Source organism: Mycetocola manganoxydans (genome assembly GCF_003667545.1).
GTDB lineage: Bacteria > Actinomycetota > Actinomycetes > Actinomycetales > Microbacteriaceae > Mycetocola_A > Mycetocola_A manganoxydans.
The window spans coordinates 1-23088 of the sequence record NZ_RCUV01000026.1 but is presented as its reverse complement, the minus strand read 5'-3'; the positions used below and the strand labels follow the sequence as shown (position 1 = coordinate 23088).

Here is a 23088-nt window from a genome sequence, read left to right as displayed (position 1 = left end):
TCGATCGGCACCGCCGGACGACCAGCCATAGCAACTCCCTGAGATCAGGGTGTTGCGTCACTTCCTTGAACCCGCCTCGATGCGAACGACCTTTTCGGACGTCTCGATGTCCGCAATGACCTTTCGGGACCGATCGACGGATGCCGCCCGCGGCTATCGCGCGTCGGGTCGGCCCACAGCTTGCGGCTCGTCGCTCTCGGACTTCGCGAGTTGCGTCTTCCACTCGCGGAACCCCTCTTCGGTGCGGCCGCGTCGCCAGTAGCCCGAAATGGAGAGCTGGTCGCGACCGAGGCCGCGTTCGGTTCGGAGGTAGGGCCGGATGCCGAGCATCGTCTCCTGTGCCTCACCGTGGATGAACGCGTGGACCCGGCCATCGAGCCACTCCACAGCGCGCACTGCCGCCTCGACGGTGCCCGTCGTCGGATCCTCCCGGTACACCCAGGTCACTTCGGTGTCGCCAGGTGTCGTCAAAGCGGGTTGGTGGGCGGGCGAGTCGACGAGCAGCACGACCCGGGCGACGGCGTTCGCCGGAAGCGCGGCGAGGGCAGCCCCGATGGCGGGAATGGCGGACTCGTCGCCGGCGAAGAGGTGCCAGTCTGCGTCCGGGCTGGGCGAGTAGGCACCGCCGGGACCGTTAACGATCAGCGGGTCGCCGATCGCAGCTCGCGCGGCCCATGGCCCAGCGATGCCTTCGTCGCCATGCACGACGAAGTCGATGTCCATCGTGCCGGTCTCGACGTTCGGGTGAAGCGCGGTGTACGTCCTCACATCCGGAAGGTCCTCGGCAGGCATCCAGCCGCGCAACGATCGCACGTCGATCTGATCGGGATACTCGACGCCGGGCTTCGGGAACACGAGCTTCACATAACGGTCGGTGAAGACACTCGAGGAGAACGCGGAGAGGTCGTCGGTGTGCAGGTGTATCCGGCGGAGCGTCGGGGTGACCCAGGACGTCGCGGTCACGGTGAAATGGGTGGTCATGGTGAATTCCTTCGACGCCAGGGGAGGGCCCGCGCGCCCCGGAAATCAGGCGGCAGTCCTTCGACAGTATCCGAGCCGGGGTGCCGCAAGCCGCGTCGAGCGCTCGTGCGTCAAATCCAATGAGTACCCATCCACTATACGTATAGTGAAGTGTGACCCCCATTAAAGCTCGTGTCCTCGATGCCGCGATCGATCTTCTCGCCACGGGAGGTCTCCGAGCCCTGACCCACGTTCGCATCGATGAGCGAGCGGGGGTGGCGAAGGGGTCGACCTCCAACTACTTCCGCACGAGGGCTGCCCTGCTCGTTGGCGTGACGGACTGGATCGTCGAACGCGAACTCCCCGCCGTCAGTGCGGCATTCGCGCCCCGTTCGCCCTCCGAGTTCGTCGACGCGATGTGCGCGATACTCGACTTCACAACGCGCGAGAATCGAGCGTTGACGACCGCCCGGCTCGTGCTGTTCATGGAGGCGAGCCACAACGAGGTGCTTCGCGAGGCCCTGTCGCAGGGGCGCGAGCGAATGGAGGATGCCGTCGTCTCCGCCTTCGAGGGGATGGGAGCAGCGGATCCCCGCGCTGCCGCCGAAGCGATCTCGGCGTGCTTCGAAGGGCTCATTCTTCACCGGATCGCCCGGGGTGCGGACACGGATCCGAGGCCGGCGTTCGAAACCATCCTCGCCGGCGCACTCGCCAGAGGTCGGTAACTGCGCCTCGTCTCGGTACTCTGAGGACTCATGAGCAGAGATGACGAAGTGGATCTCCTGGTCGACGCATGGGCCGACCGGATCCCCGGCGTCGATTTCACGCCGTTGGACGTCATGTCGAGGCTCCGTCGCGTCGCCCTTCGTCTCAATCAGCTTCGGGCAGACGCGTTCCGCAGCGCGGAGTTGAGCAGTTGGGAGTTCGACGTGCTCGCGGCTCTTCGGCGCGCGGTACCGCCGCACGAGATGAGCCCGATGGAACTCTCCCGTGCGACCGTGATCGGCACCGCCGCCATGTCGAACCGCCTCGAGAACCTCGCCGCCCGCGGCCTGATCGTTCGCAAGGCGAACCCCGCCGACGGGCGGAGCAATCTCGCGCGACTCACAGACGAGGGGATGACGCGTGTTGACGCGGCGATGCTCGCACTCGTCGCGTCCGAGGCGGAAGAGCTCGAACGGCTCACGCCGCAACAACGCTCGCAATTGGCCGATCTCCTGAGGCAACTCGGAAGCGAGGCCGGTTGAGCAGCAGCGTGTCATCCCTTGCCGCGACGCGAAGAACGCGCTCGACCCAATAGCCTTCGAGTGAACGAAGGATGCCGATGACCGACGAAACTGCGACGCCCGCGAAGAAAATGACCAGACGAACGATGGTTCTCATTGTTGCCGCCGTGATCGCCGTCCTGGCGCTCGGCGTCGGTCTCGCGGTCACGCTCACCAACCAGCCGGCGCCTCCCGTGGCATCCGAACCGACGCCATCGGCCAGTCCGACGGCATCCGCGACTCCAACCACGAGCCCGACAGCCGTGCCAACACCGACGCCGACCGAGGAGCCGGGCGCTCCGCTCCCCTCGGACTGTCTCTCCATCTACAGTGCTGAATTCCTGAAGGTGTGGGCGGACGTGGAACTCAATGACCCGGCGCTCGATGATGTCGGCATTTCTCGCTTCGACGCCGTCGAGGCCGCCCGCCAGTCGCTGCCGGGGATCGAATGCCGGTGGGGCGTCCCTACCGAGGGCGGCATGTCGACCGCGGTGAACAGCACGACCTCGGCTGAGAAGGACGCCCTTGTTGCCGCGGCGCTTGAGGACGGTTTCAGCTGCGAGGATCGCGAAAGCATCACGGTGTGCGCCATCTCCAATGGCCCGAACGCCGATGACGCTGAAGGATGGGTCGTGTCCGAGGAACTGTACTTCCGCGACGGCCTCGTCGTGACGACCTGGCGCGCGAGCACCGTCGGCTCGATGACCGACTCGACCCAGCCGGTTTACTCCACTCTCTGGCCGTGAGCAATCGCTGACTGTCGGGAGAGGTCAGGCGGCGCCGGTGGCCTTCGCTGCCTGCACGGCTGAACGGATCCCGTCCAGCCAGGGTTCTCCGTGGCCGGGCAGCACGATCGTCGCCCCCGTCTCCGCGAGCGGCGTCAGGGAATCCAGCGCCAGTGACGAGTTCGCGGTCGCGGCACCGGCGATGATCTGGGCACCGCGCGCACCCTTGTACGGGTCGAGTGTCACGAGCGCGTCACCCGTGACCAGGGCGTCCCGATCAGCGAAATGCAACGCACAGTGCCCGTTCGTGTGACCGGGTGAGAACACGACCGTCGGATGCCCCGGAACGTCGAGCACTCCAGACGACGGCAACTCCCGCACATCGCTCACACCCTTCACCGTGAGGGCGCCCGCCGCCGCCATGGCCGAGATCACACCGACCGACTTCGGGTACATGAATGGGTACAGGAACGGGGTGCGCTCGCGCTGGTATCGGTACGGATGCGCCGCGAGCCGTCGGTCAGCTGGGTGGACCCACACCGGCACCTGGAGTTCCTGCACCGCCCGCGCAGCGAATCCCACGTGGTCGAAGTGTGCGTGAGTGAGCACCAGGGCGGAGACATCCGCGAGCGACCGCCCGATTTCGGACAGGGCCGAGAGAAGGTGTCGCCATGTCGAGGGGAACGCCGCATCCACGACGGTGACAGCCCCCGCCTCCTCGACCAGGTAGCAATTCACGTAAGCATGCTCGAGGCGATGGATGCCGGGAGCAACGTCCCGCGTCAGAGTCGCACCGCGCCCGGACGTCGGCCTTCTGGATGTCATGTCGGGTCCTCCACGATCGTCGGACGATCACCGTAGGCAGGAGTTGAACGCTCCGACAAGGGGCTTGCCCGCGACGGACTGTTCCGGGCGTAATCCTCAGGATTCGGCTTGATCGATAAAGTACGCTGGCGTGTACCCACAATTAGCTGGCTGAGAAGCCGGAAAGAAGAGGAATCTCGATGGAAGTATCGCCGCTCGTCTGGGCATTGACGATCGTTTTCATCCTCGGGCTTCTGGCTTTCGACTTCATCTTCCACGTGCGCAAGGCTCACGTTCCCACACTCAAGGAAGCCGCGATCTGGTCGTCGCTCTACGTGGGAATCGCCATCTTGTTCGGCCTCGGCGTCCTGATCTTCGGTGGCGGTGACGCGGGAGGCGAGTACTTCGCCGGTTACGTGACCGAGAAGGCTCTCTCGGTCGACAACCTCTTCGTCTTCCTCATCATCATCGCGTCGTTCAAGGTGCCCCGCGAGGACCAGCAGAAGGTCCTGCTCTTCGGCATCGTGTTCGCTCTGATCGCCCGAACCGGTTTCATTTTCCTCGGCGCCGCGCTCATCAACTCGTTTGCGTGGATCTTCTACTTCTTCGGTCTCATCCTGCTCCTCACCGCGGGAAACCTGCTCAAGCCCAAGGGCGACGAAGAGGATGCCGCCGACAACTTCATCATCCGGATCGCCCGCAAGGTGCTGCCCACATCGGCGCACTACGACGGCGACAAGCTCGTCACCGTTGAGAATGGCCGCAAGGTTCTCACGCCGATGCTGCTCGTCATGGTCGCCATCGGTGGAACCGACATCCTGTTCGCGCTCGACTCGATCCCTGCGATCTTCGGACTCACCCAGAACGTCTTCATCGTCTTCACCGCGACAGCATTCTCGCTGCTCGGTCTGCGTCAGCTCTACTTCCTCATCGATGGCCTGCTCGACCGCCTCGTCTACCTTTCCTACGGTCTCGCGGCGATCCTCGCCTTCATCGGGGTCAAGCTCGTCCTCCACGCGCTGCACGAGAACACGGTCCCGTTCATCAATGGCGGCGAGCACGTTCCCGTCGTCGAAATCTCCACCGGACTATCACTCACCGTCATCCTCGGTGTGCTCATCGTCACCGTCATCGCGTCCCTCGTGAGCCCGAAGGGCAAGGCGCAGTCCGCCATCTCGGGAGCCCGCCGCCACGCGACCGACTACATCAACCTCGAGTACACGGCGGATGCCGCCGAACGGAACCGGGTCTTCTCGAGGCTCCTCGAGGAGGAGAGTGCGATTCGCGCCCTTCCGCCGAAGTACCGCAAGCTCGCCCGCGACGAGGAGAAACTGATGAGGCTGCTCGAGCAGGCGCACCGCGAACACGACGAGTCGCTCACCCGCTGACCCGAAAACGACGAACGGATGCCGGTTCTCCCCGAGGAGAACCGGCATCCGTCTTTTCTTCGCCTACAGCGAGCCGGGAATCAGCACACGATCGATCGTGTGAATCACTCCGTTGCTCGCCTTGATGTTGAGCCCCCTGATCACGAGCCTGGGGTCGCGAAGGTCAGGGTTCTCGTCGCGGAGAGTGGTCAGGCGCGGCTTGACCACTCCACCGTTCGCCATCGTCAGCGACTTGGAGATCAGGACGCGGACAGCGCCGAGTGACCGGTCCGGCACCACGTGGTACAGCAGGACGTTACTGATCTGGTCCAGGCTGAGCGCCGTCGTGATCGTCGCGAGAGCCGCTGCCTCGCTCGCCGGGGCCGCACCCGTGAGGTCGGTCACGAGCCGCATGAAGGCCCGGTCGTTCGGAGCGAACACGGTGAAGCGGCGCGATGTGTCGCTGAGCACGGGCGCCAACCCGGTCGCGACAACGGCCTGCACGAGCAGGTCGTAATCGTGCGGGTTGCTGTCCGGCGTGCCCCCGCCGGAGGCGGCAACGGCGACATCGACGATCGAGCCGGCCGGAGGGGTCTTTCCATGGGCGGTCGCCGGGGCGATCGGTCCGAGGAGGATCATGGCCGCCGCGGCGGCAGTGATCCTCCGAGGAGGATCATGGCCGCCGCGGCGGCAGTGATCGCGAGGAAACTGTTCTTCTTTTTCATTGTTCGGCACTCCTTTGTCATGGCATTCTCATGCCCCGAATGGGTGCCTCCCGCGTCGGAGTCTATGACGAAGTATCGACGTGCACCATACCCACGAGCGGCGGATTTCCCGGAACCGGACGTTTGCTGGGAAACGCGACCGATTCGACGGAATTTCTGTCACAGGTGCATCCGATTGGCATCTGCGGGGGGAAGTGCCAGTGAGAGCGTGGATGCGCCTGCCGGGTCCTGGTTGGGTGCCTCCGTCCTGAGCCCAGTCGGCGCATCCCGCTCCCACACCCAACGCTGAACTCGGACGCCGAGCGTGCGATGCGGCAGAAAGCGGGGCGCGTATGGTCGGCCGAGGCTATGCTTGACCGCGCCGCGGCCCGCGCGCTATCGACGCGACTGGGATCGACTCCACAGCATCACCCGCGGCGCCCGATCGAAAGGTCGCCCATCGACGTGACGGAGCCAGACGATGCCGACATCGCGGTGCGTTTCCGCGCCGGCGATGAGCGAGCGCTCGCCGACGCATACGCGCGCTGGTCCGGCCTTGTGTATTCTCTTGCGCGGCGGTCGCTGGGGGGAGACGCCGACGCGCAGGATGTCACTCAACAGGTGTTCATTTCGGCGTGGCGAGGCCGCGACACCTTCGACCCGGCGAAGGGAGTCCTCGGATCCTGGCTGGTGGGGATAACGCGCAGACGCATAGCCGACGCGTTCGACGCGCGCACGCGAGCCAGGCTTATCGAGGAGAATTGGGCTGGGCAACGCGCCGATGGTGGGCGGCCTGACGTCGCGGATGTCGCTGACCGGCTTCTGATCGCGGACGAGCTCGGCCGGCTGGAACCGATACCTCAACGGGTCATGACCCTCGCGTTCTTCGAAGACCTCACCCATTCACAGATCGCTGAGACCACCGGCATTCCGCTGGGAACGGTGAAAAGCCACATCCGCCGGAGCCTCACCAGACTGCGCACTCGATTGGAGGCGGACTATGACACATCTCAGTGACGACGAGTTGGCGCAGTTCGCACTCGGCGACGTGCCCGACGGTGCCAAATGGATCGAGCACGTGGCGAGCTGTACGCAGTGCGGGGCGGCGCTCGCCGAATACTCCCGAGTGATCACCATCGGTCACAGTCTCGAGGGTGCCGAACTGCTCGAGCCGCCCGCCGGGGTGTGGGAGGGCATCCATGCCGAACTCGGACTCCCGGACGGGTTGCGTGAGGTGCCGGGAAACGACCGAGCGCGACCGCGCACGGATTCCGATACGACGCGACGCCCGGCATCCGAGTCTCTCCATCTGGCGCCGCGCCGCCGGAAGCCACACCGAAAGGCAGCGACCGCATTGATCGCGGCGGTGGCGCTTGTGGTTGGCCTCGTCGCGGGAGCGATCGGGACGTCGCTGCTCTCGCGGACCGAAGATCCTCGACTCGTGGCCGAGGCAGTACTCGAACCATTCCCCGGCTGGTCTGCATCCGGCTCGGCGCGGCTCGAGGAAGAGCCTTCGGGGGATCAACGCATCGTCGTCGACCTCGAAGCCCCGAGAGAAGGGCTGCGCGAGGTATGGCTGGTCGACCCGGAGACGTCCGGGCTGATCAGCCTCGGCCTGCTCAGCGGTTCCAGCGGATCGTTCTCGCTCCCGGCCGACATCGACCTGACGCGCTATTCCGTCGTCGACGTTTCGCAGGAGCCTGACGACGGGGACCCGACCCACTCCGGTGACTCGATCGTCCGCGGAAGCCTGAGCGAGAGCTGATCCTGACCGGTTGCGTTCGAGCGGAATCGGCGCAGAATATGTCGTATGGGCAGCCACAGTGCGGGCGAGCCTGCCGACACGCCTGAGCCTCCACCGGCCGTGCGGGCACAATTGCTCGCGACGGAGCACTGGAGTCTGCTCGCCTCCCGGAGCACGACCCAGAGCGAAGTCCTCACCCGGATCAGCATCTTCCTCACCCTCGTCTCCGCCGGGCTCGTCAGCCTCGCCCTCGTCGGCCAGGCAACGGACTTCTCGGATGCGTTCATCGCGTTCGCCATCGGGGTCCTGGCGTTCATCAGCATCGTCGGTCTGCTCACCCAGGTGCGGGTGCTCAACATCGCGCACGAAGACTTCATGTACGTCATCGCGATGAACCGGCTTCGCGGCGCCTATGCCCAGCTGGACCCGGGCCTGCGGCGCTACCTGCTGGCTTCACCCCACGATGACTTCCCCGGGTCACAGCAGACCTACTATTTCTTCACACCGAAACGGGGTGCGAGCCAGGTGCTGGGGAGCACCATGATCTTCATCATCACCATCAATGCGGCGCTTCTCGGCCTGCTGGTCGCGGCGATCACGAACGTCTTCAGCGCGTCGATCACACTCGCCGTCGTCCTCGGTCTCGCTGTCGGACTGGCATTTTTCGCGTTCAATCTCTGGAACGGTCACCGGCAGTTCGCCGCAACCCTTGCGTCTCTCGAGCCGGAGTTCCCTACAGTTACCTGACGAGCATCCATCGTTCCCGGGAGGACCCATGTCTCGAATCGTCGTCATCGGAGCCACCGGCCACGTCGGCAGTTACCTGATTCCGCGCCTCGTCGAAGCGGGGCATAACGTCGTCGCCGTGAGTCGCGGCATCCGGGATCCGTATCGAACGGATGCCGCGTGGCAACACGTCGAGCGGGTCGCGCTCGACCGCGACGCCGGCGACGCGGACGGATCGTTCGCGCCGGCCATCGCCGGCCTCGGCGCCGACATCGTGGTCGACATGATGTGTTTCACCGAGGACTCGGCTGCGCAGCTGGTCGAAGCACTCCGCGGCCGGGTGGATCTGCTCGTCAGTTGCGGAACGATCTGGGTGCACGGTACCGCCGTCGCTGTTCCGACGACGGAGACGGATGCTCGCCGCCCCTTCGGCGAGTACGGCGTGGGCAAAGCCGCGATCGAAAAACTCCTGCTCGCTGAATCTTGAGGAGGAGGCCTGCCGTCGACCGTGCTCCACCCAGGCCACATCACCGGACCGGGCTGGCCGATGGTGAACGCCGCTGGGAACTTCGATCTCGGCGTGTGGGAGACTCTCGCATCCGGAGGCGAACTGGTGCTGCCGAACCTCGGCCTCGAGACGGTGCACCACGTGCACGCCGACGATGTTGCGCAGTGCTTCCAGCGCGCGATCGAGCGGCCGGGTGTTGCGGCGGGGAACAGCTACCACGTGGTGTCTGAGCGCGCGATGACCCTGCGCGGGATCGCCGAAACGGCCGCCGGATGGTTCGGGCAGGAGGCGCGTCTCCGTTATCTGCCGCTCGAGGACATGCTCGCCGGTCTGTCCTCCGAGCACGCGGATGCCACTCGCGACCACGTCAGTCGCAGCCTATCGATGAGCATCGCCGCTGCCGCGTCCGACCTCGGTTACTCCCCGCGATTCACGTCGGCTGCCGCTATCGCCGACGGACTGAGGTGGTTGATCGCCGAGGGGCGCGTGGACACCGGGGGAAGGGCCTTCGAGGCCTGAACCTCAGACGACGGCTTCACCGGTCGGGTCGTCGGCGGAAAGGTCGTCGAGCTCGGCGCCGCCGATGGGTGCGCGGTCCCATTCCTCGACGACCCAGCCTTCGGCCATGCTGCCGGTCACCACGACGACACCCGTGTTGGCGAGGTCGTGGGTGGCTGCGTACTCGGCGTCGATGTTCGTCGAGCGTCCGGCCGCCCACACCCGGATCGCCGCTCCGTGGCTGACGACAGCGACCGTGCCGTCGTGTTCATTGCCGATGTCGTTGATGGCGCTGTCGAAGCGACCGAAGAAGTCGTGACCGTTCGGTCCGCCAGGCATGGGCCGTTCCAGGTCGCCCGCAGCCCAGGAGAGAACCACGTCCATATAACGCATGTGGTCGGCGTAGGTTGATCTGCCCTCGAGGTCGCTCGCCTCGATCTCGTGGAGTCCGTCGGTGATGAGCGGCTCCAGACCCCTGGCAGCGGCGAGGGGTTCGGCCGTCAGCTGCGTGCGCACGAGCGTTGAGACGAAGAGGCCGTCGATCCTCTCATGGCCGAGCGCGTCGGGCACGGCAGCCGCTTGGCGGTGACCGAGGTCGGTGAGCCCTGGGCCGGGGTGGGCCGTGTCGAGCTGGCCGAGCACATTGGCCGGAGTCTGACCGTGACGGATGAGAAGAAGTCGCATAGGGCTCCAGCCTACGCAGGATCCCTGACGAATCCCGGGGAGGCGACGTCGACGAGACGACGGTCGAGATTGTTCTTGGCGTGTCGCGGGCTTCCGTCTATGCTTCGTTAACATTCGAACATATCTACGAAGAAGGCATCATGAACACAGTGACGGATCGATCGGCGACGATCTGGACCGACGGCACCCTGCCGCAGAGGATGTATTGGCGCGACCGACGGTGGAGAGTGACGGACACCCCGACGGCACTCTTCGGTGAACCCGAGTACTCGCATCCGTTGATGACGCATTCACCGCTCGCCCGCATCGGATGGCGATTCCAGGCGACCGACGAGAACGGCGAGTCCGTGGTCGTCGATGCGGTCCGGGTCGACAATGAATGGGTGATCGCTCGCACCTACCAGTAGCGGAAACGCGGCCGGCGGTGCCTGTGACGCGTGGGTGCGGCCATTCGTTCCTAGGATGTAGCAGTGACCGACGAATCGAAGCGCGACGAGGTGAAGGCCGCCGCGCGTAAAGCGAACCGTGATCCGAGGGTTCGCGGATTCGCCCGCGCTGGTCTTGTCGCGAACGGTGTGATCCACATCCTCATCGGTGTGATCGGCATCAGCGTCGCGTGGGGGAGCGCCGGGAACGCGGACCAGTCCGGCGCACTCACGACCGTTTCGGACATTCCGGGCGGGGTCTTCCTCCTGTGGGCCGCGACGATCGCCCTGTTCGGGCTCGCGCTGCTCCAGTGGACCGAAGCCGCCCAGGTCGAATCGACCACTCCACGGCTCATCGTCATGCGGAGAATGACCAACGTCGCAAAAGCATTCGGCTTCGCTGCCATCGCTGTGGTCGTCGGCTTCTACGCGCTCGGGAATCGGTCGGATGCCTCGGAGACCTGGCAAAGACTCAGTGCGACGTTGCTCGGGACTCCCGGAGGCGTCTTTGCGCTCGCCGCGGTCGGACTCGGCGTCGGGATCGTCGGAGGAACCCTCGTGTTCCGTGGGGTGTCCAGAAACTTCCGCGAGGAGATGGAGCCGATGGACGGCATCCGCTCGTCCGTCGTCGGCGCTCTCGGGATCGTCGGGCACGTCGCGAAGGGAATCGCCCTGGCCATCACCGGGCTCTTGTTCCTGTCGTCAGCTGCATTCACCGACTCGGATCAGGCGACCGGTCTCGACGGGGCGCTCCGGCTGGTGGGTTCGCTCCCATTCGGCTCGGCGCTGCTCATCATGATGGCGAGCGGGTTCGTCGTCTATGGCCTCTACCTTTTCGCCAGGGCCCGTTTTCTTCGAAAAGGCCCGATGGTCGTGACGACATGGAAGGAACGGCGCGAGCAGAAGGAGAACGTTCAAAAGGAGAGCGGGCAGAGAAGTGGCCCGGTCTCCGCAAAGGCAGCGGAGCCGGGCCACAGGTGAAGCGACGTCACTTGTCCGTGAAAGCGTCCTTCACGTTCTCGCCAGCCTGCTTGAGGTTGGCTTTCGTCTGGTCGCCCTGGCCTTCAGCCTGAAGTTTTTCGTTGTCGGTGGCGTCACCGAAGCTCTCCTTGGCCTTGCCCTTGGCGTCTTCTGCGGCGTTGCCGATCTTGTCTCCGAGTCCCATAAGGTCCCTCGCTTTCTGTGTTGGCGACCCGCGGAAATCCGCGGCCGAACAGTTTCAGACTAGGCGGGTCGAGCTTCGCCGCTCAAGGCCCTTGACAAGGGGTTGACGGCGCGGGAGCCTCAGAGATCCTCATGCTGGGTTCGTTCGTCAGCGAGCTGGGTCGGGGTGGTCCCGCTCGGATCGAGCGGAGGCATCCGTGGTTCATCCTCGTCGCTGCCGGCTGCATCCGCAGAGGTCCCGCCGCCTGTCGCCGAGCTGCCGGGGCCGAGCAGAGCGTCGTCGTCCGTGTCGTTCGCGCGGTTGGGGTTATCGCCCATGTCTGTCTCCTTTGGTCGGTGGCCCAGTCTGCCGCTGCATCGCGCGACCGGTCAAGCTCGGCGCGCAAGGCCTTGACCGGGGTTCGTGGTCTTCGCTTCACTGGCCCGATGGATTCCACATCGCTGACCGCACTCGCCCTCGTCTGTACTCTCACTCCGTCCCCTGACTCGTCGAGCAGCGACCTGCTCGCCGACCAGTTCCTCGACGCGCTCGGGAGCCATGGGGTCTCCACGAGCAAGATCCGGGTCGTCGATCACGACGTGAAGCCTGGCGTGCAGACCGACATGGGTAACGGTGATGAATGGCCGTCCATCCGCGAGCGGGTGCTTGCCGCCGACATCCTCCTCATCAGCACTCCCACGTGGGCGGGGCACATGTCGAGTGTCGCGTCCCGCGTCGTCGAACGACTCGACGCTGAGCTCTCCGAGACGGATGCCGCCGGCCGGCCCATCCTGTACGACAAGGTCGCACTCGTCGCGGTCGTCGGCAACGAGGACGGAGCACACAAGATCAGCGCCGATCTCTTCCAGGCGCTCAACGACTACGGTTTCACGATCCCAGCGCAGGGGGTTTCGTACTGGAACGGTGAAGCCATGCACACGACCGACTACAAAGACCTCGACAGCACGCCGGAGGTCACAGCATCCGCCCTGTCAGCCGCAGCGGCCAACGCCGTCCACCTCGCCGGGTTGCTGCGCTCAGCGCACTACCCGAAGCCGGGCTGAGGAGTGTCGCCCGCCGAGAGCTGGGGGACCGCCCTCTGCCGTCGGCGTTCGATCGGCGACTCCCGCATCACATTGACGGCGACGGTGACGACGCCGAGCCGAACCCGACGTGCGAACGCCCCGACGCTCGCGAACGGCCTGGCCGAGATCGACACCCGAAGGGCCGGGTCGTAGAGCACCGTCATGTCCGGCCGGAACTGAAAGCTCAGGTCGAGGTCGTCGTGCACATCCGCGCGGTCGCGGTGGGCGGAGTTCCGCACCATCGGCCAGGCCTCCGCGCGCATCGCGAAATTCGAGCCGAACAGGGGCGGGTGGCCGAGCAGCATTCCCATCGCACTGAAGTACGCGGGCAGGTAGCACGAGCTGCCGAACCACCGCGAAAGGGCGTTCCCGCCGTAGAAGTCAGCGGTCCCGGTGACAGCGGATGCCTCGGGCCCGGCCGCGAAGGCAGCCTCGATCCGTTCCAGCCAGTCGTCGGCGGGAACCGAATCAGCGTCGAGCCGGGCGAAGATGTCGCCGTTCGCCGCGTCGAATCCGGCGCTCGTCGCCGAGGGAATGCCACGGACGGGCTCGTACACAACGCGCGCGCCGGCCGAGCGCGCGACGTGCGCCGTGGCATCCGTGCTCGCGTTGTCGACCACGACGATCTCGTCTGCCGATCGGGTTTGCCGAGCGAGTGCGTCGAGGCACACCCGGAGCAGATCAGCGTCGTTGTAGACGGGGATGATGACGGAGATACGGGCCACGAGTTCAGGATAGAAGGTTCACGCGCCCCTGAAACACGGCTTGCGGCGCTGACAGGGTGTGTGGTGCGAGGGCAAGCCCTACCTCGATGTCGAGCGCGACGATTATGGTGAAGGGCATGGCTGATGAGAATGGCGTCGCGATGACGCTCCCCACGAACCGTGATGACCGGAACGAGACGATGGGTGAGCAGGTCCGCAACCTGAATCTCGAAGAGATCCGTGAGGATCTGGCCTCCACGGTTGGTGAGATCCGGCGCCGGGTCTCCCTCGGCATGGTCATCGGTGTCGTCGTCGGATTCGTCGGCATCGTCGTAGCCGCCGTGATCGCCATCACGACGGGCGACCACAGCGGGGAAGACGCTCATGGCGCGGCATAGCGGTGAGGCCGAGCGCGACGAGACGGACGACCGCGACACCGTCATCGCGTCTGCGCCGTCCGACAGGGAGCTCGCCGAGGACGCACCGTCCGACGCCGAGGTGAGGACGCCGCCGAAACTTCGCTTCAAGGATCTGCTGCCGGTGTACCGGCGTGCCCTGCGTGAGTTCACAAAGGACCAGGTCGCGGACATCGCGGCCGGCCTGACCTACTTCGCCGTTCTGGCCCTGTTCCCCGCGTTGCTGGCGATCGTCTCGCTGCTGTCCCTCGTCAACCAGGACTCGAATGTCACGGGCCAGCTGCTCGCCCTCTTCTCATCGGTCGCCCCGGAGGACACGGTCGAAACGCTCAAGGGCCCGATCGAGGACCTCACCGCCACCCCGGCCGCCGGTCTCGGTTTCGTCGTCGGCCTGGTCGGTGCGATCTGGTCCGCCGCCGGCTTCGTCCGCGCGTTCTCCCGGGGCATGAACCGCATCTACGGGGTTCTCGAAGGCCGTCCCTTCCTCAAGTTCCAGCCGGTGATCCTGCTCATCACCGTCGTCGCCCTGGTGACACTGACCCTGATGGCGCTCATCCTCGTGCTCAGCGGGGACATCGCCGAAGCTGTCGGCTCCCTGATCGGGCTCGGTGAGACGACGCTCCTCGTCTGGAACATCGCCAAGTGGCCCGTGCTCGCGCTCCTCGCGATGCTCATCATCGCGATGCTCTACTACTTCACGCCCAATGTGAAGCAGCACAAGTTCCGCTGGCTCACGGTCGGCTCGGCGACAGCACTCCTGGTCTGGGCTGCTGCGACGTTCGGCTTCTTCTTCTACGTGTCGAACTTCGGCAGTTACGACGCGACGTACGGCACGCTCGGTGGCGTCATCGTGTTCCTGTTGTGGTTGTACCTCAGCAACATGGCGCTCCTCTACGGCGGCGAGGTCGACTCCGAGATCGAGCGGGTGCGCGAGCTGCGTGCCGGCATCAAGGCTGAATACGCCGTGCAGCTGCCGCTGCGCTCGACGGTCATGATCGACGCCGCGATCGAGGCCGAAGCGAAAGCCGTCCTCGAAGCGAAGCAGTTGCGCCAGGAAGGCTGAGGCCGCGTACGCTGCTCGGTCGCTTTCGGCTATTCGCGTCCTGCTCGGTCGGTTGTGGCGAGAATCCGGCGTGGATCCCAGCCACAACCGACCGAGCAAGCGGGTGCTCCAGCCATAACCGACCGAGCAACGTGACGAGACGACGGATGCCGCGGCGCGGCATCCGTTCAACGGAGAGCGGCGGCCTCCCGGGCAAGCAGCGAGAGCTTCACGTCGACACCCCACGCGAAACCGCCGACGCTGCCGTCGGTGCGCAGCACCCGGTGGCACGGTACGAACAGGGCAGGCGCGTTCGTCGCACAGACACTCGCCGCGGCCCGAACGGCCGTCGGACGGCCGATCGCCGCCGCGAACTCGGTGTAACTGCGAGGGTGACCCGGCGCGATGCGCCGCAGCTCCGCCCAGCCGCGCATCCGGAACTCCCCGCCGCTCTGCGCGACCGCGACCCCGTCGATCGCGGTGACGTCTCCGTCGTAGTAGGCGGTGACGGCATCCGCTGCCGACATGTGACCCTCGTGCACCGCCGTCGGCCGCAGCGCGGGAGCGATCCGGGCGAGCAAAGCGTCGACGGATGCCGTCCAGCCGGATGCGAGAACCGCCCCGTCGGCGCGCGCGATGATGCTGAACGCGCCATCGGGTGTCGACAGTGTGTGTGAGAGCGCTGGGTCGAGAGTGGTCATGCGAGGGTCTCCTCGGGAATAGGGGCGCCGGGATCGCCTGTCGGGGGTGAGGGTACGGCTGGCGCCGCCGGGAGGCCGGCGGCCCGCCACAAGTGAAGGCACAGGTACGAGCGCCACGGCGAGACGCGGGCTGCCCAGTCGGTGAGCGGGTTTGCGGTGCCGGGCAGCCCGAGCGCGCGAGCACCGGAACGCACCGCGACGTCGCCGGAGAGGAACACGTCCGGGTTCCCGAGCACACGCATCCCGACGTAGCCCGCGGTCCAGTCCCCGATGCCGGTGAACGCCGTGAGTCGCTGATGCTGGTCGGCCGGGTCATCGCCGAGGTCGAGGCGAAGGTCTCCCGAAGCAAGGGCCTCGGCGATCCGCATGACGGTTTCGATCTTTGCCCGCGGGCCGACGAGCGCGTCGCGGCCGTGCTCCGCGATCTGGGCCGCGGTAGGAAACAGCCGGGTGAGCTCGGGCGCAGCGCTCGCCGGCTCGAGTTCGGTGCTGCACGCGGCGGCGAGCCGGTTCAGCTGGGTCCGCGCGGCGGCCACGGTGATCTGCTGCCCGACGATCGCCCGGAACAGCATCTCCTCGGCATCGACGGCGCCGGGCAGACGGATGCCGGGGATCGCGTCCACGTGCGACGCCAGTTCGGGATGCTCCCGCAGCGCCGTATCGACAGCGACCGGATCGTCGTCGAGGTCGAACAATCGCCGCACACGCGACGCGAGCACGGGCAGATCTCCGAGTTGGGTGAGCTGGGCATCCAGGCGGAGTGCCCGACCGTCGAGGCGGACCTCGAACCGGGCAGGGCCGCCGGGAAGCTGAAGCGTGCGGGCATAGGAGTCGGCTCGCGCGACCTCGATGCCGGCGACGGCGCGGGGGCGCAACCACGCGAAGACGCCGGCAGCATCGAACGGCTCCCGATACGGCAGTGACAGCGAGAGAGATCCTGGCGCGGTCGTGGAATGTGTGCCTTTCGCCCTGATCTGTCCCGGTGTGAGCTCGAACACGCCGGACACGGTGTCGTTGAACTGGCGGATGCTGGCAAATCCTGCGGCGAACGCGACATCGGCAATCGGCAGGTCGGTGGATGTGAGGAGGGTGCGGGCTGTCTGAGCGCGGTACGCACGGGACAGAGCGAGCGGGCCGGCGCCGAGCTCTTCGTGCAGCACCCGGGTGAGGTGACGAGAGGAGTAGCCGAGCCGTCCGGCCAGCCCCGGCACGCCCTCGCGCTCGATCACGCCGTCACCGATGAGCCGCATGGCACGGGAAGCGAGGTCGTTGCGGAGGTTCCACGCCGGTGTCCCCGGCACCGCTTCGGGCAGGCAGCGTTTGCAGGCGCGGTAGCCGGCCTCGTGCGCGGCGGCGCTCGTCGAGTAGAACGTGACGTTCTCCGGCTTCGGCGTCCGTGCCGGACAGGAGGGCCGGCAATAGATGCCCGTCGAGCGCACCGCGGTGATGAACTGCCCGTCGAATCGGGAGTCCTTCGCCTGGATGACGCGATACCGCTCGGTGAAGTCCATACCGTCAGCCTGACACAGCGGATGCCACCCGGCTAGCGGAAATCGGACATGGCCGTAGGGCATCGAAGCGGCGGGCAGGGGCACGACGCACGGGCGCCCATGCGCGCGCGCCGGTTTGTTCTAGTCGGCGTCAGGGGCCGGGCTCGAGCGCCGGATCTTCGCCGTCAGCTTAGTGAGCTGTCGGAGTTCTTCGTCCGTGAGCGCCGACCCCATGAGGTCGGTGATCGTCTCCATGTGCATGCGGGCGGCGTCGCGGTACTGGGCGAAGCCGGCATCCGTGATGGCGACGATGGTGCCGCGTTTGTCGGTGGGATCCGGATGTTTCGACACGAGACCGCGCGCCACGAGGCGGTCGATGAGGCGGCTGACGCTGGGCTGGCTGAGCAGCACGAGCTGGTTGATATCTCGCAGTCGCGCCCGGTTGTTGGGCTGCAGCGACAGGTTGAACAGCACGTCGTACTCGTTGAGCGACATCGTGCGGGTCGGGAACTCGGACGCCAGCACACGGATGACACCGACCTGCGCTCGGAACAGCGACTCCCAGGCGGTTACCGCCAGCTCGCGATCGGTCATTCGGGTCCTCCTGACGATCAAGCCTAGAGGGTGCCGCGTGTCTTTCCGGAGGCGCGTGTCGTCGACGCGATGCCGCGGAAGAAGAGCACGACGCCGGTCACGGTCGCGGCGACGCCGAGCAGGATGAGCAGGAGCCCGACGAGAAGGGCAACGACGTCGCTGGCGAGGAGCCAGCGCAGAGCGAGGAACATCCCGCCGAGAACGACGAGCAGGCCTCCGGCGAAGCACACGAGGGCGACCAGCCTGGTTCTTGTGGCCGGACCGTGCCCGCCAGCCGCGGCATCCGGATTGTTGCTCATGCTTTCAGGCTATCGGCCAGATGGGGAGGCGCCGGTTAACGGATTGAAGGCCGGTCGTAGAGGCTTACGACCGGCCTTCCCCTTGCACCAAGAGTGTCCTGCAATCACATTCCGCGGTAGCTGCCACAGCAAAACAACTAACGCTCTCTGAATATATAACGGAAAGGTAACGGCGTCTAGTTATCGAAACGTTATTTTCCAAAATTGTTTGGCTCAGCCCGCGAACTCGCGCACCGGCATCCCGCGGACGCCCACTTTCACCGAAAAGAGCGACCCGGCGAGGGGGTCGTCGCCGGGGTCCAGGTTCTCCCTCGACGTGGTGATGAAGAGTTCATCGAGGTTCGTCCCGCCGAGCGTGCACGCCGTCACCTGGCGGGCGCCAACCTCGATCACGTCATCGAGCCGACCGTCTGCGCGGTAGCGGCGCACCTCTCCCGCACCATTCATCGCCACCCACACGCCGCCGTCGGCGTCGACGGTCAGGCCGTCAGGGCTGTCATCGTCGCCCAGCGCGACGAAGGTGCGTCTGCCGGTGAGTCCGGCCTCCCGGTCGTAATCGAAGAGCTGGATGCTGTGGGTCGCCGTGTCGTTGTAATAGGCGAGCGATCCATCCGGGCTCCAGTCGATACCGTTCGACACGGTGACGGCGTCGATCACCGGACGCACAGTACGGTCGGCGTCGAGCCGGTACACGGTTGCTGCGCCCTCGCGCTGGTCGTATGCCATCGATCCGCAGTAGAAGCGGCCGTCCGGGTCGCATCCGCCCTCATTCATCCGGATGCTCGAATCGGTCCAGATCTCCTGCAGGGGAGTGATCGAACCGTCGCGGTTCTCGAGGACGAACCCGCGCTCCACAGCGATCACGGCTCCACCTCCGCGACGCGGTCGCAACGCGGCGGCGATCGTGCCGACGTTGCGCCGGGCGACGGCACCGGCATCCGTCAGCGAGAGGATGTCCCCGGCGAGCATGTCGACCCACCGGAGGCCGCCCCACGCGGCAGACCAGACGGGACCTTCGGCGTGATACGCCACCGGATCGGTGAGTTGTTCCGCTCGCATGGGTGATCCTTCCGTCGTTTCTGGCCGGCGCGTCGATGCTACAGCGACAGGTGTGCGAGTTGCCCGGTCTCGCGGGTGTCAGCGCGCGAGAACCCGCGAAAGCAGGCAACTCGCGGCGTGTGTGCCCTTGTCAATGCCCCGGGCGGTCGACGACGCCGCACCTAGTGTGGGACGATGTCGATTTCGTTGCAGGACCCCGCCCTCACCCTCCCGAAGCCACCCGACGACGGATTCGTCCGTGTCCGCGGCGCTCGTGAGAACAACCTCAGGGACGTGGACGTCGACGTTCCCCGCGGCAGCATCGTCGCGTTCACCGGCGTCTCCGGCTCCGGCAAGTCATCGCTCGCGTTCGGCACCATTTTCGCGGAGGCACAACGCCGGTTCCTCGAATCCGTCGCCCCGTACGCCCGTCGCCTGATCGCCCAGGGCAACACGCCGCACGTCGACTCCATCACGGGTTTGCCGCCGGCCGTCGCCCTGCAGCAGCGCCGTGGCGCACCGAGCTCCCGTTCCACCGTCGGCACTCTCACGACCCTGTCGAATTCGATGCGGATGCTGTTCTCCCGCGCGGGAACCTACCCGGCCGGTGCCGCGAGACTCGAGTCAGACTCCTTCTCGTCGAACACCGCCATCGGCGCCTGCCCCCGCTGCCACGGACTCGGCATCGCGCACACGGTGACCGAGTCGTCTGCCGTGCACGACCCGTCGCTGAGCATCCGGGACGGCGCGATCACGGCGTGGCCGGGCGCGTGGCAGGGCAAGAACCTCCGCGACGTCGTCTCCGAACTCGGCCACGACATCGACACGCCCTGGCGAGACCTCCCGAAAGCCTCCCGCGACTGGCTCATCTCCACCGACGAACAGCCCGTCGTCGAAGTCACGCCACAGAGAGACCGCGTCGCCAAGCCGTACAAGGGCCGGTTCTGGAGCGCCAAGAGCTACATCCTCCACACCCTCGCCGATTCGAAAAGCGAGATGGCGCGCAACCGCGCACTCCGATTCGTCGACACCGGGCCCTGCGACCTCTGCGGCGGCAGCGGACACACCCAGGCGGCGCTCGCCGTCACGTTCGCCGGGCACACGATCGCCGACCTCAACGGGATGCCACTGGCCGACCTCACAGAAATCCTCCGGCCCACCGCCGAGCTGGCGACAGCAACCGCGGCCATCTCGTCCGCATCATCGGGCGAGGTGACCGAGGTCGCCGTGACCATCGCAGCAGACCTCCTCGCGCGGATCGACGTGCTCAGCGGACTCGGACTCGGCTACCTGAGCCTGGCCAGGAAAACACCGACGCTCTCGCCGGGCGAGATGCAGCGGCTCCGCATCGCGACCCAGTTGCGTTCGGGGCTGTTCGGCGTCGTCTACGTGCTCGACGAACCGTCGGCCGGGCTTCACCCCGCCGACGCCGAACCGCTCCTCGTCGTCCTCGAGCAGCTGAAGGCCTCCGGCAACACCGTCTTCGTCGTCGAACACAACATGGACGTCGTCCGAAGCGCTGACTGGCTCGTCGACGTCGGCCCGCGTGCGGGGTCAGGCGGTGGCGACGTTCTCTACAGTGGCCCCGTTGGCGGACTCGCCGAGGTGGAGGCATCCATCACCCGCCCGTTCCTCGAGCGGGATCCCGACATCCGCCCGCAGCGCCCGGTTCCGCGACCCGTTGCCGGCTGCCTCGAGCTCACCGGCGTCACCCGGCATAATCTTCGCGACCTCGATGTCGAGATTCCGCTCGGCGTGCTGACCGTCGTGACCGGAGTCTCCGGATCGGGCAAGTCCACGCTCGTCAGTCGCGTCCTCGCCGATGCGGTGCGGGAGGGGCTGCGCGACCGTGGTTCACAGGCACCGGTCGAGCCCGAGCTCGACACGGACGGAGTCGAGCCGACGGAGACCGAAGCGACCATCGTCTCCAACGTGACCGGCCTCGAGAAAGTCGATCGCCTCGTGCGGGTCGACCAGCGGCCGATCGGTCGCACCCCGCGCTCCAACCTCGCCACATACACGGGTCTGTTCGACGCCGTCCGATCGACGTTCGCAGCGACACCGGATGCCGTCTCGCGCGGCTACGACGCCGGTCGGTTCTCGTTCAACGTGGCCGGCGGTCGCTGCGACACGTGCCTGGGCGAGGGCTTCGTGACGGTCGAGCTGCTCTTTCTTCCCGGCAGTTACGCTGCCTGCCCGACCTGCGACGGCGCGCGATACAACGCCGAGACGCTCGAGATCCTCTACCGGGGCAAGACCATCGCCGATGTGCTCGCGATGACGGTCGAGGTCGCGACGGCGTTCCTCGCTGACGTGCCTGCCGCCGCTCGCAGCCTGGCGACCCTGGGCGACGTCGGGCTGGGGTACCTGCGTCTCGGGCAGCCCGCGACCGAACTGTCCGGCGGAGAGGCGCAGCGGATCAAGCTCGCCACCGAGTTGCAGCGGGCCCGCCGCGGTCACACGCTGTATCTGCTCGACGAGCCGACGACGGGGCTGCATCCAGCCGACGTCCGGCTGTTGATGACCCAGCTGAACCGGCTCGTCGACTCCGGTAACACCGTCGTCCTCGTCGAGCACGACATGGATGTGGCCGCTGCTGCCGACTGGATCATCGATATGGGTCCGTCGGGCGGCGACGCCGGTGGACGCATCCTGGCGGCGGGGATCCCCGCGACGGTGGCGGAGCATCCGGAAAGCCGGACGGCACCGTACCTCGCCGCCCGTCTCGCCGAATTCGCGGACTGACCCCGTGCTTCTAGAAGAGGTCGGGTGACGGGGTAGAGGAGTGGCGGATCGACACGTCTGCGTGACGGTCGAACCGGTAGCCGACGCCTCGAACGGTGCGAACGATGTCTTCGTAGCGACCGAGCTTGGCGCGCAGGCGACGGACGTGGACGTCGATGGTGCGCTCGTTGGGCACCTCGTCTTCGTCACCCGCCTTCCACAGCGAGGAGATGAGCTCGGTGCGGTCGATCGTGCGGCCCTCACGCAGCACGAGATACTGCAGCAGCTCGAATTCCTTGAAGGTCAAGCCGACCGGTTCGTTGTCGAGCACGAGGCGCTTGCGTGAGATGTCGATGACGACCCCGGCGTGTGCGCGATCGAGCTCTTCGTCTTCCTCGGCCTGGCGGTGCTTGGCGAGGGCGGAGGGATCCTGGAGGGCGAGCCGGACGACATCGACGTCGCGTCCGCCTGCGCCCTCGGGGGCGAGGGCGACGGCGGCGTAGGTCTCTGATTCGGGGGCGAGGTCGGCCGCGAGGGCCTTGAGTGCCTGGACGATGGCACCAAGGTTGGTGCCCGCCGCCGCCGCCTTGGCGTCATCGATGCCGACGTAGAGCACGAAGCCGCGGGCTTCAGTTCCTGCAGGAACGGCCCGGAGGCGAGGGCCGGACCCCTGGGTGGGCGATGCCGTGGGAGCGGGGGAGGTGGACGGTGCGAAAGTTGCGTGTGCGAGTGACATGTCGAAAGTTCCTTTGACGATGATGCGTGTGTCGAACCGCGGCCATGAAGGTACGACGGATGCCGGTATGTGGGCGGCGGTTCGGAATGTGGCCTGTGCGTGGCCTGAGTACAGATGCGGTGTGTGGCATCCGGGACGCGAGCGGCGACGAGATGGGTCGGCGGGCGCGGGGCGACGGGTTACGCGGTTAGCGACACATTCGACAACACATGACTGCGCTGCCGGCCATCATCATGCCGGCAGTTCCACGAGGCTCGAAGGAGCTCAGGGGACGCGCGTTATCAGTCATGTCGATGAGTTAACCCCACGGCGTCGCAGTGTGTCAAATCTTTGCACCGCATGACGAAATATCTCGGTATATCGAAGGATCTGCGTTGAACCGACACTCAGGGCGAGGATCCTTCTCCGCAGGAGGAGCGGTGCCCCGGTCTTCGAAAGGACCTGCGTTACGGTTTTGCTCGGTCAGTCTTGGCTGAAGGGTGTCGTTGCTCGGTCACTCTTGGTCGCTCGTGGCGACAACATGCGACCGAAAGCGACCGAGCAAGGCGCGAAGAGCGGATGCCGCGGTGCGCGCCAACGAAGCGGGCGACACGATTGCGTGCCGAGGGTGTGGTCGGGCGCCCATGGGCGCCGGTGCGCGATCGCGCCGCCCGCGTGGACGGGCGGGCCGCCCGCGTGGACGGGCGGGCCGCCCGCGTGGACGGG

The 23088-nt window shown here is 66.4% G+C and carries 28 protein-coding genes; 15 read left to right on the top strand and 13 right to left on the bottom strand.

The genetic code is table 11. The features are described 5' to 3' along the window. Positions 1-153: 153 nt before the first annotated feature. On the bottom strand, positions 154-981 hold the full coding sequence (locus D9V29_RS14685; RefSeq protein ID WP_121674081.1) for a siderophore-interacting protein: 828 nt from the start codon (positions 979-981) through the stop codon (positions 154-156). Positions 982-1133: 152 nt separating this feature from the next. Between D9V29_RS14685 and D9V29_RS14680 the strand changes: the two genes are divergently transcribed. From D9V29_RS14680 to D9V29_RS14670, 3 genes are all read left to right on the top strand, one after another. Then, the gene (locus D9V29_RS14680) at positions 1134-1685 is read left to right on the top strand and encodes a TetR/AcrR family transcriptional regulator (RefSeq protein ID WP_121674080.1); all 552 of its coding nucleotides are present in this window, start codon (positions 1134-1136) and stop codon (positions 1683-1685) included. A gap of 30 nt (positions 1686-1715) precedes the next feature. Next, on the top strand, positions 1716-2207 hold the full coding sequence (locus D9V29_RS14675; RefSeq protein ID WP_121674079.1) for a MarR family winged helix-turn-helix transcriptional regulator: 492 nt from the start codon (positions 1716-1718) through the stop codon (positions 2205-2207). 77 nt (positions 2208-2284) lie between these two features. Beyond that, positions 2285-2971, top strand: coding sequence for a hypothetical protein (locus tag D9V29_RS14670; protein ID WP_147436310.1), 687 nt, complete (start codon positions 2285-2287; stop codon positions 2969-2971). 24 nt (positions 2972-2995) lie between these two features. Here D9V29_RS14670 and D9V29_RS14665 read toward each other — a convergent pair whose 3' ends face one another. Next, complete coding sequence (locus tag D9V29_RS14665; protein ID WP_121674077.1) at positions 2996-3775, bottom strand: MBL fold metallo-hydrolase; 780 nt, start codon at positions 3773-3775, stop codon at positions 2996-2998. A gap of 179 nt (positions 3776-3954) precedes the next feature. Here D9V29_RS14665 and D9V29_RS14660 point away from each other — a divergent pair, with 179 nt between their 5' ends. Beyond that, positions 3955-5142 carry a TerC family protein gene (locus tag D9V29_RS14660; protein ID WP_121674076.1) on the top strand — a complete coding sequence of 396 codons (1188 nt, stop codon included), beginning with the start codon at positions 3955-3957 and terminating at the stop codon, positions 5140-5142. Between the two features lie 63 nt (positions 5143-5205). Here the strand turns inward: D9V29_RS14660 and D9V29_RS14655 are convergent, their stop codons facing one another. Next, on the bottom strand, positions 5206-5760 hold the full coding sequence (locus D9V29_RS14655) for a fasciclin domain-containing protein (protein WP_121674075.1): 555 nt from the start codon (positions 5758-5760) through the stop codon (positions 5206-5208). A 530-nt stretch (positions 5761-6290) separates the two neighbouring features. On the opposite strand from D9V29_RS14655, the gene D9V29_RS14650 reads away from it, so the two are divergent. From D9V29_RS14650 to D9V29_RS15185, 5 genes are read left to right on the top strand one after another with little or no spacing between them, the layout of a single operon-like run. Continuing rightward, positions 6291-6842, top strand: coding sequence for a sigma-70 family RNA polymerase sigma factor (locus D9V29_RS14650; protein ID WP_229790568.1), 552 nt, complete (start codon positions 6291-6293; stop codon positions 6840-6842). Further along, positions 6826-7590 (top strand): anti-sigma factor, encoded by a 765-nt coding sequence (locus D9V29_RS14645; protein WP_121674074.1) that lies wholly within the window; start codon positions 6826-6828, stop codon positions 7588-7590. Before D9V29_RS14650 ends, D9V29_RS14645 begins: the two co-directional genes overlap by 17 nt. Positions 7591-7635: 45 nt before the next feature. Then, entirely contained in the window at positions 7636-8316 is a 681-nt protein-coding gene (locus D9V29_RS14640; protein ID WP_121674073.1) for a hypothetical protein, read from the top strand. 28 nt (positions 8317-8344) lie between these two features. Then, entirely contained in the window at positions 8345-8782 is a 438-nt protein-coding gene (locus D9V29_RS15190; protein ID WP_229790567.1) for an NAD-dependent epimerase/dehydratase family protein, read from the top strand. A 21-nt stretch (positions 8783-8803) separates the two neighbouring features. Further along, the gene (locus D9V29_RS15185) at positions 8804-9322 is read left to right on the top strand and encodes an NAD-dependent epimerase/dehydratase family protein (RefSeq protein WP_229790566.1); all 519 of its coding nucleotides are present in this window, start codon (positions 8804-8806) and stop codon (positions 9320-9322) included. Between the two features lie 3 nt (positions 9323-9325). Here D9V29_RS15185 and D9V29_RS14630 read toward each other — a convergent pair whose 3' ends face one another. Next, positions 9326-9985, bottom strand: a complete 660-nt coding sequence (locus D9V29_RS14630; RefSeq protein ID WP_121674072.1) for a histidine phosphatase family protein — start codon at positions 9983-9985, stop codon at positions 9326-9328. A gap of 140 nt (positions 9986-10125) precedes the next feature. On the opposite strand from D9V29_RS14630, the gene D9V29_RS14625 reads away from it, so the two are divergent. Next, complete coding sequence (locus D9V29_RS14625; protein ID WP_121674071.1) at positions 10126-10392, top strand: hypothetical protein; 267 nt, start codon at positions 10126-10128, stop codon at positions 10390-10392. Positions 10393-10455: 63 nt separating this feature from the next. Then, positions 10456-11391 (top strand): DUF1206 domain-containing protein, encoded by a 936-nt coding sequence (locus D9V29_RS14620; protein WP_121674070.1) that lies wholly within the window; start codon positions 10456-10458, stop codon positions 11389-11391. A 7-nt stretch (positions 11392-11398) separates the two neighbouring features. Here the strand turns inward: D9V29_RS14620 and D9V29_RS14615 are convergent, their stop codons facing one another. After that, positions 11399-11575: a CsbD family protein gene (locus D9V29_RS14615; protein WP_121674069.1), complete on the bottom strand. Its 177-nt coding sequence runs from the start codon at positions 11573-11575 to the stop codon at positions 11399-11401. Positions 11576-11694: 119 nt separating this feature from the next. Then, positions 11695-11892, bottom strand: a complete 198-nt coding sequence (locus D9V29_RS14610) for a hypothetical protein (RefSeq protein ID WP_121674068.1) — start codon at positions 11890-11892, stop codon at positions 11695-11697. Between the two features lie 108 nt (positions 11893-12000). Here D9V29_RS14610 and D9V29_RS14605 point away from each other — a divergent pair, with 108 nt between their 5' ends. Next, on the top strand, positions 12001-12618 hold the full coding sequence (locus D9V29_RS14605) for a flavodoxin family protein (protein ID WP_121674067.1): 618 nt from the start codon (positions 12001-12003) through the stop codon (positions 12616-12618). Here the strand turns inward: D9V29_RS14605 and D9V29_RS14600 are convergent. After that, positions 12600-13364 (bottom strand): glycosyltransferase family 2 protein, encoded by a 765-nt coding sequence (locus D9V29_RS14600; protein ID WP_121674066.1) that lies wholly within the window; start codon positions 13362-13364, stop codon positions 12600-12602. The genes D9V29_RS14605 and D9V29_RS14600 overlap by 19 nt on opposite strands. Positions 13365-13480: 116 nt before the next feature. Here D9V29_RS14600 and D9V29_RS14595 point away from each other — a divergent pair, with 116 nt between their 5' ends. Next, positions 13481-13741 carry a hypothetical protein gene (locus D9V29_RS14595; RefSeq protein ID WP_147436309.1) on the top strand — a complete coding sequence of 87 codons (261 nt, stop codon included), beginning with the start codon at positions 13481-13483 and terminating at the stop codon, positions 13739-13741. Then, positions 13728-14822 (top strand): YihY/virulence factor BrkB family protein, encoded by a 1095-nt coding sequence (locus tag D9V29_RS14590; protein WP_121674064.1) that lies wholly within the window; start codon positions 13728-13730, stop codon positions 14820-14822. The genes D9V29_RS14595 and D9V29_RS14590 overlap by 14 nt, the downstream gene beginning before the upstream one ends. Before the next feature lie 167 nt (positions 14823-14989). Here the strand turns inward: D9V29_RS14590 and D9V29_RS14585 are convergent, their stop codons facing one another. The 5 genes from D9V29_RS14585 to D9V29_RS14565 form a co-directional block, all read right to left on the bottom strand. Beyond that, positions 14990-15502 (bottom strand): methylated-DNA--[protein]-cysteine S-methyltransferase, encoded by a 513-nt coding sequence (locus D9V29_RS14585; RefSeq protein ID WP_121674063.1) that lies wholly within the window; start codon positions 15500-15502, stop codon positions 14990-14992. Beyond that, positions 15499-17013, bottom strand: coding sequence for an AlkA N-terminal domain-containing protein (locus D9V29_RS14580; protein WP_121674062.1), 1515 nt, complete (start codon positions 17011-17013; stop codon positions 15499-15501). The genes D9V29_RS14585 and D9V29_RS14580 overlap by 4 nt, the downstream gene beginning before the upstream one ends. Before the next feature lie 120 nt (positions 17014-17133). Then, entirely contained in the window at positions 17134-17586 is a 453-nt protein-coding gene (locus tag D9V29_RS14575; protein WP_121674061.1) for a MarR family winged helix-turn-helix transcriptional regulator, read from the bottom strand. A 23-nt stretch (positions 17587-17609) separates the two neighbouring features. Further along, on the bottom strand, positions 17610-17885 hold the full coding sequence (locus tag D9V29_RS14570; RefSeq protein ID WP_121674060.1) for a hypothetical protein: 276 nt from the start codon (positions 17883-17885) through the stop codon (positions 17610-17612). 213 nt (positions 17886-18098) lie between these two features. After that, complete coding sequence (locus D9V29_RS14565; protein WP_121674059.1) at positions 18099-18944, bottom strand: SMP-30/gluconolactonase/LRE family protein; 846 nt, start codon at positions 18942-18944, stop codon at positions 18099-18101. Between the two features lie 174 nt (positions 18945-19118). Here D9V29_RS14565 and D9V29_RS14560 point away from each other — a divergent pair, with 174 nt between their 5' ends. Further along, complete coding sequence (locus D9V29_RS14560; protein ID WP_121674058.1) at positions 19119-21668, top strand: excinuclease ABC subunit UvrA; 2550 nt, start codon at positions 19119-19121, stop codon at positions 21666-21668. Positions 21669-21678: 10 nt separating this feature from the next. Here the strand turns inward: D9V29_RS14560 and D9V29_RS14555 are convergent, their stop codons facing one another. Then, entirely contained in the window at positions 21679-22383 is a 705-nt protein-coding gene (locus D9V29_RS14555) for a winged helix-turn-helix domain-containing protein (protein ID WP_121674057.1), read from the bottom strand. Positions 22384-23088 lie beyond the last annotated feature (705 nt).

What these genes read in the sequence shown, in the direction of transcription:
- D9V29_RS14565 (WP_121674059.1), bottom strand. Translation starts at nt 18,944, where the DNA reads ATGCGAGCGGAACAACTCACCGATCCGGTGGCGTATCACGCCGAAGGT.
- D9V29_RS14685 (WP_121674081.1), bottom strand. Translation starts at nt 981, where the DNA reads ATGACCACCCATTTCACCGTGACCGCGACGTCCTGGGTCACCCCGACG.
- D9V29_RS14570 (WP_121674060.1), bottom strand. Translation starts at nt 17,885, where the DNA reads ATGAGCAACAATCCGGATGCCGCGGCTGGCGGGCACGGTCCGGCCACA.
- D9V29_RS14555 (WP_121674057.1), bottom strand. Translation starts at nt 22,383, where the DNA reads ATGTCACTCGCACACGCAACTTTCGCACCGTCCACCTCCCCCGCTCCC.
- D9V29_RS14585 (WP_121674063.1), bottom strand. Translation starts at nt 15,502, where the DNA reads ATGACCACTCTCGACCCAGCGCTCTCACACACACTGTCGACACCCGAT.
- D9V29_RS14575 (WP_121674061.1), bottom strand. Translation starts at nt 17,586, where the DNA reads ATGACCGATCGCGAGCTGGCGGTAACCGCCTGGGAGTCGCTGTTCCGA.
- D9V29_RS14605 (WP_121674067.1), top strand. Translation starts at nt 12,001, where the DNA reads ATGGATTCCACATCGCTGACCGCACTCGCCCTCGTCTGTACTCTCACT.
- D9V29_RS15190 (WP_229790567.1), top strand. Translation starts at nt 8,345, where the DNA reads ATGTCTCGAATCGTCGTCATCGGAGCCACCGGCCACGTCGGCAGTTAC.
- D9V29_RS14595 (WP_147436309.1), top strand. Translation starts at nt 13,481, where the DNA reads ATGGCTGATGAGAATGGCGTCGCGATGACGCTCCCCACGAACCGTGAT.
- D9V29_RS14610 (WP_121674068.1), bottom strand. Translation starts at nt 11,892, where the DNA reads ATGGGCGATAACCCCAACCGCGCGAACGACACGGACGACGACGCTCTG.
- D9V29_RS14625 (WP_121674071.1), top strand. Translation starts at nt 10,126, where the DNA reads ATGAACACAGTGACGGATCGATCGGCGACGATCTGGACCGACGGCACC.
- D9V29_RS14580 (WP_121674062.1), bottom strand. Translation starts at nt 17,013, where the DNA reads ATGGACTTCACCGAGCGGTATCGCGTCATCCAGGCGAAGGACTCCCGA.
- D9V29_RS14560 (WP_121674058.1), top strand. Translation starts at nt 19,119, where the DNA reads ATGTCGATTTCGTTGCAGGACCCCGCCCTCACCCTCCCGAAGCCACCC.
- D9V29_RS14640 (WP_121674073.1), top strand. Translation starts at nt 7,636, where the DNA reads ATGGGCAGCCACAGTGCGGGCGAGCCTGCCGACACGCCTGAGCCTCCA.
- D9V29_RS14630 (WP_121674072.1), bottom strand. Translation starts at nt 9,985, where the DNA reads ATGCGACTTCTTCTCATCCGTCACGGTCAGACTCCGGCCAATGTGCTC.
- D9V29_RS14590 (WP_121674064.1), top strand. Translation starts at nt 13,728, where the DNA reads ATGGCGCGGCATAGCGGTGAGGCCGAGCGCGACGAGACGGACGACCGC.
- D9V29_RS14645 (WP_121674074.1), top strand. Translation starts at nt 6,826, where the DNA reads ATGACACATCTCAGTGACGACGAGTTGGCGCAGTTCGCACTCGGCGAC.
- D9V29_RS14675 (WP_121674079.1), top strand. Translation starts at nt 1,716, where the DNA reads ATGAGCAGAGATGACGAAGTGGATCTCCTGGTCGACGCATGGGCCGAC.
- D9V29_RS14670 (WP_147436310.1), top strand. Translation starts at nt 2,285, where the DNA reads ATGACCGACGAAACTGCGACGCCCGCGAAGAAAATGACCAGACGAACG.
- D9V29_RS14655 (WP_121674075.1), bottom strand. Translation starts at nt 5,760, where the DNA reads ATGATCCTCCTCGGACCGATCGCCCCGGCGACCGCCCATGGAAAGACC.
- D9V29_RS14615 (WP_121674069.1), bottom strand. Translation starts at nt 11,575, where the DNA reads ATGGGACTCGGAGACAAGATCGGCAACGCCGCAGAAGACGCCAAGGGC.
- D9V29_RS14660 (WP_121674076.1), top strand. Translation starts at nt 3,955, where the DNA reads ATGGAAGTATCGCCGCTCGTCTGGGCATTGACGATCGTTTTCATCCTC.
- D9V29_RS14665 (WP_121674077.1), bottom strand. Translation starts at nt 3,775, where the DNA reads ATGACATCCAGAAGGCCGACGTCCGGGCGCGGTGCGACTCTGACGCGG.